This is a genomic window from Corynebacterium otitidis ATCC 51513 (genome assembly GCF_000296405.1).
In the GTDB taxonomy this organism is placed as follows: Bacteria; Actinomycetota; Actinomycetes; order Mycobacteriales; family Mycobacteriaceae; genus Corynebacterium; species Corynebacterium otitidis.
The window spans coordinates 43,515-50,483 of sequence record NZ_JH815192.1 but is presented as its reverse complement, the minus strand read 5'-3'; the positions used below and the strand labels follow the sequence as shown (position 1 = coordinate 50,483).

Annotated in this window: 7 protein-coding genes; 2 read left to right on the top strand and 5 right to left on the bottom strand. The window is 71.9% G+C overall.

All coding sequences use genetic code 11. The features are described from left to right. Nucleotides 1-183: 183 nt before the first annotated feature. From HMPREF9719_RS00250 to HMPREF9719_RS00230, 5 genes are all read right to left on the bottom strand, one after another. Entirely contained in the window at nucleotides 184-873 is a 690-nt protein-coding gene (locus tag HMPREF9719_RS00250; protein WP_004599936.1) for a metal-dependent transcriptional regulator, read from the bottom strand. Between the two features lie 260 nt (nucleotides 874-1,133). Further along, nucleotides 1,134-2,123: a sigma-70 family RNA polymerase sigma factor gene (locus HMPREF9719_RS00245; RefSeq protein WP_004599935.1), complete on the bottom strand. Its 990-nt coding sequence runs from the start codon at nucleotides 2,121-2,123 to the stop codon at nucleotides 1,134-1,136. 130 nt (nucleotides 2,124-2,253) lie between these two features. After that, nucleotides 2,254-2,700: a D-aminoacyl-tRNA deacylase gene (gene dtd, locus HMPREF9719_RS00240; protein WP_004599934.1), complete on the bottom strand. Its 447-nt coding sequence runs from the start codon at nucleotides 2,698-2,700 to the stop codon at nucleotides 2,254-2,256. A 40-nt stretch (nucleotides 2,701-2,740) separates the two neighbouring features. Then, nucleotides 2,741-4,303, bottom strand: a complete 1,563-nt coding sequence (locus HMPREF9719_RS00235) for a DUF7782 domain-containing protein (protein WP_004599933.1) — start codon at nucleotides 4,301-4,303, stop codon at nucleotides 2,741-2,743. Between the two features lie 95 nt (nucleotides 4,304-4,398). Beyond that, nucleotides 4,399-4,872, bottom strand: coding sequence for a DUF3099 domain-containing protein (locus HMPREF9719_RS00230; RefSeq protein WP_157857668.1), 474 nt, complete (start codon nucleotides 4,870-4,872; stop codon nucleotides 4,399-4,401). A gap of 52 nt (nucleotides 4,873-4,924) precedes the next feature. On the opposite strand from HMPREF9719_RS00230, the gene HMPREF9719_RS00225 reads away from it, so the two are divergent. Both HMPREF9719_RS00225 and HMPREF9719_RS00220 read left to right on the top strand, forming a co-directional pair. After that, nucleotides 4,925-5,173 (top strand): DUF3039 domain-containing protein, encoded by a 249-nt coding sequence (locus tag HMPREF9719_RS00225; protein ID WP_004599931.1) that lies wholly within the window; start codon nucleotides 4,925-4,927, stop codon nucleotides 5,171-5,173. A 47-nt stretch (nucleotides 5,174-5,220) separates the two neighbouring features. After that, nucleotides 5,221-6,936 carry a DEAD/DEAH box helicase gene (locus HMPREF9719_RS00220; RefSeq protein ID WP_038075317.1) on the top strand — a complete coding sequence of 572 codons (1,716 nt, stop codon included), beginning with the start codon at nucleotides 5,221-5,223 and terminating at the stop codon, nucleotides 6,934-6,936. Nucleotides 6,937-6,969 lie beyond the last annotated feature (33 nt).

Genomic DNA, 6,969 nt, shown 5'->3' with positions numbered 1-6,969 from the left:
CCGAGCGCCCTGGCCACGGCCTCACCCGCGCGCTTCGCGCCTGCGCGGCGCGGGGGCGCCTCGCCGAGGCCGCCCGCTCGCTCGGCGAGCCCGGCCCAGGACCGGGATCTGTGCCGACAACCCGGGCATAAAAAGCCGCCCCGGGCCGGGTTAGGGCCTGCGGGGCGGGGCGGAGCTGGGTTCTTAGTCGATGAGCTCGACGCGCAGCGCGTGGCTGAGCTCCGAGGGGATCTCCACGGAGCGGTCGCCGTTGGTGAGCGTGACGAGCCCGCCGTGGTTGACGATGACGACCTCGGAGCCGAGGTCGATGTCCGCGCGTTGGAAGTCGCGCAGGTAGATCCCGTTGACCTGGAGCACCTCGTTGATCTGGGTGATGCGGGCGCGCCGCGGCTGGCTGTCGGGCAGGTCGTAGGCGCGCAGCCCGATGTGCTCGGCGGTCTCGGCGACGTCGGTGTCGAGCTCGTCGAGGCCGGGAACGGGGTTGCCGAAGGGGGAGCGGGCCGCGTCCTCGCCGAGGACGTTGATGACGTTGAGCTCGACCTCGTCGCTCATGACGTGCTCCCAGCGGCAGGCCTCGTCGTGGACCTTGGTGATATCGACCTTGAGCACGTCGGTGAGGAGCCGCTCGGCGAGGCGGTGCTTGCGCATGACCGCGACGGCCTTGCGGCGGCCCTTCTCGGTGAGCTCGATGGTGCGGTCGGGGCGCACGTGGAGGAGCTCGTCGCGCTCCATGCGGGCGACCGTCTGGCTGACGGTCGGCCCGGACTGCTCGAGGCGCTCGACGATGCGGGCGCGCAGGGGAACGATGTTCTCCTCCTCGAGCTCGTAGATCGTGCGGAGATACATCTCCGTGGTGTCAACTAGATCGCGCATCGCACGTCACGCCTTCCCTTTACCCTTTGCCAGGCGCCTCTTTATACTGCTTCGTTGCCGGGGCGCGCTAGTGTTCGTCGTTCGTCTGCAACTAAGAATCGCCTCGCCGCGGACGGCGGCACGCTATCACGGGCCCGCGGCGCCCCGTCGGCCGGGGCGGGCGCGGTCCGGGCGAGGGTACCGTTCGCTGCGAGTCCCAGGATAGCTCACACGGTGGAGACCAAGATTACACCATCGCCTTAAGCCGCTCGCGCTGGACCTTAGCGGGCGTAGTCGCGCAGCCGGGCGGCGCGGCGCCCCTCGCGGAGCTTCTTCATGACCTCGCGCTCGATCTGGCGGACCCGCTCGCGGGAGAGCCCGAACTTCCGGCCGATCTGGTCGAGGGTGCGCGGCACCCCGTCGTTGAGGCCGTAGCGCAGGGTGATGACGTCCTGCTCGCGCTGGTCGAGGGAGCCGAGCACGTCGTGGATGTCGTCGTGGCGCAGCGTCGCGACGACGGAGAGCTCCGCGTCGGCGGCCTCGGCGTCCTCGATGAAGTCCCCGAGCGGGGCTTCCTCGTCCGCGCCGACGGGCATGTCGAGGCTCACCGGGTCGCGGGACTGGCGAAGCAGCAGCTCGACCTTCTCCTCGGGCAGGCCGGACTCGCCGGCGAGCTCCTCGTTGGACGGCTCGCGGCCGAGGTTCTGGTAGAGCTCCCGCTTCAGCCTGGAGAGCTTGTTGACCTGCTCGACGAGGTGGACGGGCAGCCGGATCGTGCGGGACTGGTCCGCCATCCCGCGGGTGATCGCCTGCCTGATCCACCACGTCGCGTACGTGGAGAACTTGAAGCCCTTCTGGTAGTCGAACTTCTCCATCGCGCGGATGAGGCCGAGGTTGCCCTCCTGGATGAGGTCGAGCAGCGGCATGCCGCGGCCCGTGTAGCGCTTCGCGAGCGACACCACGAGGCGGAGGTTCGCCTCGAGGAGGTGGCTGCGCGCCTTCTTGCCCTGCCTCGCGAGCACCTTAAGATCGCGCTTCTTCGCGCGGGTGAGGGGCTCGTCGTGGTCGGCGAGCACGTGCTCCGCGTAGAGGCCCACCTCGATCTGCTTCGCGAGCTCGACCTCGTCGTCCGCGGTCAGAAGGTCGGTCTTGCCGATCCCGTTGAGGTAGACCCGAACGAGGTCGGCCGAGGGATTGTCGTTGGTCTGATTGCGGCGGCTGCCCGGATCCTCCACCTCGGCGTCGTGCTCGTTCGTGGCAGGTTCTGTCATCGAGCCCTCCTTAGGTTCAAGTCTCGTCACCGCTCTACCCATTGGCTCTAACGCATGTGCCCCCGGGATAGTTCCCGCGCCCGTGACGGGGGTTACCCGGCCAGGTGAGGGCGCCTTTTTCGCTAAGCGGCTAGTCCTCGCGGCGGGTGTCGACGAGGACGGTAAAGGGGCCACTGTTGACCGAGGAGACGTCCATGTCCGCGCCGAAGCGGCCCGTCTCCACGTCGAGGCCCCGGCCCTCAAGGTTCGCGACGAGGGCGTCGATGAGCCCGCGGGCGTCCTCGGGCGGGGCGGCCTTCGCCCACGAGGGGCGCCGGCCGCGGCGCGTCTCGCCCTGGAGGGTGAACTGGCTGACGACGAGCACCGGCGCCCCGAGGTCCGCCGCGCCGCGCTCGCCGGGCAGGATCCGCAGCTCGGCGATCTTGCGGGCCATGGTCTCGACGTCTGAGTCGCCGTCCTCGCGGTGGACGCCCACGAGCGCCAGCAGCCCGAGGGTCTCCGGGGCGTCGATCGCGCCGACGGTCTCCCCGTCGACGGTGACGGCCGCCTCGCTGACCCTGCTGATTACCGCCCTCATCTGATTACCGCCCTCATCGCGTCTCCTTATCTATTGGTCTCTATCGGTCGTTCTCGTCGCGCTCGCCCGCCTCGGCGCCGCCGCCGAGCCCGGCGGGGAGCACGAGCCCGTGGCGCACGAGCCCCTCGATCAGCCCCGGCAGCCTGCCGAGCACCTGCCCCTCGTCGAGGCCGCGGGCCGCGCAGTAGAGCGAGGCGGTCTCCCCGAGGCTTAAGCCCTGCGGGTGCAGGCCGGCGAGGATCGCCGCGAGCTCCTCGTCGACCTCGTGGCTGAACCGCGGCCCGTCGGTGCGGGTGAGCCTCAGCGCCGCGCGGGCAAAGCCCTGGCCGGCCTCCTCGTCGGCGAGCGCGACGTCCTCTTTGGCGAGCCCCGAGCGCAGCCGGAAGCGGGAGCTGAGGAGGCCCTCGGCGGTGTGCTCGCGCAGCCACGCGGCGCGGCCGAAGTGCTCCTCGACCTCGTCGCCGAGCCGCCCGGACAGCGGCTGGGTGAGCTCCTCGGCGACGACCTCGGAAGCGTGGTCGCCGATGTCCTTGAGGGCGATGAAGCCCATGCCGATCGCCTCGACGCGCTGCCCGTCGAGGTAGTCGAGCCACGCGCTCGAGCGCCGCTCGCCCTCGGCCGAGCGCGGGTCGACGTTCTCGTCCTTGAGCCACGTCGAGACGTAGGCCGCCGGGTCGACGGCGTCGCGCTCGAGCACCCACGCCGCGACGCCGCGCGCCGGGAGCCAGGAGGCGACGCGCGCCTGCCACGGCTCGCCCTTAACGTGCGCCCACGAGCCGATGACATGGGCGCTCCCGCCTGGGGAGAGGTGCTTCGGCGCGCCCTCGGCGACGATGCGGGTCGCCGCGTCGAGGCCCTCACCGGAATCGCGGTAGACGTGGCCCACCTCGGGCGGGCCGACGACGAACGGCGGGTTCGCGACGATCCGGTCGAAGCGCTCCCCGGCGACGGGCTCGAACCAGCTCCCGAGGCGCAGCTCGACGTTGCCGACCCCGTTGGCCTTGAGCGTCGCGGCGGCGAAGCCGAGGCAACGCTCGGCCACGTCGGTCGCGACGACGCTCTCCGCCACCGCCGCCTGGGCGAGCGCCTGCACCCCGGAGCCCGCCCCGAGGTCGAGCACCCGCCCGGCGGGGGAGCCTGGCACGCTGCCCGCCAGCGAGAGGCTCGCCTGGCCGACGCCGAGGACGTGCTCGCGGCCCGCCGGCCGGTCGAGGAACGCGGCGTCCGCGTCGGAGAGCACCCAGCGCAGCGCCCCGCCGAGCTCATGGGCGCGCGCGTCGAGCAGCAGGCGCACCCGCCCGCCGGGGAGCGCCTCGGCGAGGCCGTCGGACTCGAGGGCGGCGAGCACCTCCCCGCCGATGAGGTCCTCGACCTCGGGACGGGGGAGCGCGTCGTGGAGGAAGACCAGGGAGACCAGCTCCGCCGCGGCCGGCTCGGCGTCCCTCAGGGCGCGGCGCACCGGGGCGGGCTCGCCGCGCAGCAGCGCCGCTCCGGCCCCGCCACCCAGCAGCTCGCCGAGCCCGTCCGAGTCGAGACCCGCCTCGTCGAGCGCGCCGACGAGCGCGGGAGCCGCCTGATAAAGCCCCGGGAGAGCCTCGCGCACCGGTGATCAACCCCTTTTTCATTCGCGGTCTCGGTCGCCCCGGCCGGGCGGCGCGCCGGGTGGGCTGGCGCCGCCTGCCGTGTCCCTTGGAGACTCTACGGGGTGCGGGGGCCAGAGTCCTCGTCGCCGTCGATAACGTCGCCCGGCCCCTCGCCGGGCTGGGGGTCCGGCTCGCCTCCGCCCGCGCCGAGTGCGCCGCTCGCCCTCCCGGAGAGCGCCTCGGGGTGCTCGGCGGCCCACTGGCGCGCTGCGCCGGGCTTGTAGACCTGGCGGCGGCGCGGGTCGCGCGGCTCGCCGCGGGCGTTGGCGACGACGACCGCGAGCCAGGGCAGCGGCACGGAGACGAGGATGAGGCCCGCGGCGACGAGCTCCTGATCCCAGAAGAAGTAGCAGCAGATCGCGAGCACGAGCAGCGGGATGCGGATCCCCTGGAGCCACGCGTAGCGCTTCGCGCGGATGCGCCGGTCCTCCGAGGGGGTGCGCTTTGCGTCGGTGATGAGCACGGGCGCCTGCCGGGTGCCGCGCCTGGTGCCCCGGCTCTCCGCCCGGGGATGCTCGCGCCTTGCCATGGCCACCCAGGCTAACCGGCGCCTTCGCCAAACCGCAGATGGGTGGGGCACAATGGGCCCCGTGACTACCGCAACCCAGACCATCGATAGGGAAAAGACCAGGGAAGAAACCACCACCGGGTCGGAGACCCCGAAGTTCTTCCACTACGTCAAGAAGAACCAGATCGTCGACTCGGCGATCAGCGGCAAGATGGTCGTCGCCCTGTGCGGGGAGACGTTCCCGGTCACGAAGCAGGCCAAGCCGGGCTCCCCGGTCTGCCCCGACTGCGAGCGGATCTTCAAGGGGCTTCGTCGCAAGTGACGGGCGCGGCAGGCGAGGACACCCCGCGCGACGTGGACCTCGCGCCGCTGTCCGGCGACGAGAACCTGCGCGCCTGGCAGCGCGCCGCGCTACGCAAGTACCTTAAGCGGGAACCGAAGGACTTCCTCGCGGTCGCGACCCCCGGAGCGGGCAAGACGACCTTCGCGCTTCGGGTCGCCACCGAGCTCATCCAGCGGCGCGTCGTCGAGCGCATCATCGTCGTCGTGCCCACCGAGCACCTCAAGACCCAGTGGGCCAACGCGGCGGCGAGGGTCGGGCTGTCGCTGGACGCGAAGTTCTCCAACTCGGACCGGCTCAACCGCGCCTACCACGGGATGGCGGTGACCTACGCGCAGGTCTCCCTGCACCCAGCGAAGCACTACCAGCTCGCCACCGCGAGGCGCAGCCTCGTCATCTTCGACGAGATCCACCACGGCGGCGACGCGAAGTCGTGGGGCGACGGCATCCGGGAGGCCTACGCAGACGCGGAGCGCCGCCTGGCGCTGACCGGCACGCCGTTTCGCTCCGACGACGCGCAGATCCCCTTCGTGCGCTACGAGGAGGACGGCGAGGGCCACCTGGTCAGCCAGTCTGACCACACCTACGGGTACGCCGACGCGCTCGCCGACGGGGTGGTGCGCCCGGTGGTGTTCCTCGCCTACTCGGGCGAGGCGCGCTGGCGCGACAGCGCCGGCGAGGAGTACTCCGCCAGGCTCGGGGAGCCCCTCAGCCCCGAGCAGTCGGCCCGGGCGTGGCGCACCGCGCTCGACCCGCGCGGCGAGTGGATCCCCGCGGTGCTCTCCGCGGCGCAGACCAGGCTCGAGCAGCTGCGTCGCGACATCCCGGACGCAGGCGGGCTCGTCATCGCCACCGACGCGAAGTCCGCGCGGGCGTACGCCGCGATCTTGAAGCGCTTCTCGTCGACGCCGGTGACGGTGGTGCTCTCCGACGAGAAGGGCGCCTCGAAGAAGATCGACGAGTTCTCCGAGGGCTCCGACGAGTGGCTCGTCGCCGTGCGCATGGTCTCCGAGGGCGTCGACGTGCCCCGCCTCGCGGTCGGGGTGTACGCCACGTCCGCGTCGACGCCGCTGTTCTTCGCGCAGGCGATCGGGCGCTTCGTGCGCGCCCGCCAGCCCGGGGAGAACGCCTCGATCTTCCTGCCCTCCGTGCCGGTCCTGCTGGACCTCGCGGCGAAGCTCGAGAAGTCCCGCGACCACGTGCTCGGCAAGCCGCACCGGCAAAGCGACGGGCTCGACGACGACCTGCTCGCCCAGGCGAACCGCCAGGAGAACGAGCCCGACCACGAGTCGCCGTACCAGTCGATCGGCGCCGACGCGGAGCTCGACTCGCTCATCTACGACGGCTCGACCTACGGCACCGGAACGATCGCCGGCTCCCAGGAGGAGCAGGACTACCTCGGGCTGCCCGGGCTGCTCAACGCCGAGCAGATGCGCGCCCTGCTCCACAAGCGCCAGGACGAGCAGCTCAAGGAGCGCACCAAGGCCCACGAGGCGGAAGAGAAGCGCGCCGCGGAGGCCCGCCGCAGCGAGGGAGCCAAGCAGGCCAGGGAGCGCGTCGCCAGCGAGGAGATCCCCAAGCTGCGCAAGGAGCTCAACGCCGTCGTCGCGCTCACCGCCTCGCGCACGGGCCGGCCCCACGGCGCGATCCACAACGAGGTGCGCAAGGCCTGCGGCGGGCCGCCCACCGCCCTCGCCAGCGCCGACCAGCTGCGCGCCCGGATCAACTACCTGCGCGACTGGTAGAAATATTGCCCGAGCCTCCTTTTCGAGGCAAAG

Coding starts and splice junctions, on each gene's coding strand:
- HMPREF9719_RS00230 (WP_157857668.1), bottom strand. CDS start 4,872: ATGGCAAGGCGCGAGCATCCCCGGGCGGAGAGCCGGGGCACCAGGCGC.
- dtd (WP_004599934.1), bottom strand. CDS start 2,700: ATGAGGGCGGTAATCAGCAGGGTCAGCGAGGCGGCCGTCACCGTCGAC.
- HMPREF9719_RS00245 (WP_004599935.1), bottom strand. CDS start 2,123: ATGACAGAACCTGCCACGAACGAGCACGACGCCGAGGTGGAGGATCCG.
- HMPREF9719_RS00225 (WP_004599931.1), top strand. CDS start 4,925: ATGGGCCCCGTGACTACCGCAACCCAGACCATCGATAGGGAAAAGACC.
- HMPREF9719_RS00250 (WP_004599936.1), bottom strand. CDS start 873: ATGCGCGATCTAGTTGACACCACGGAGATGTATCTCCGCACGATCTAC.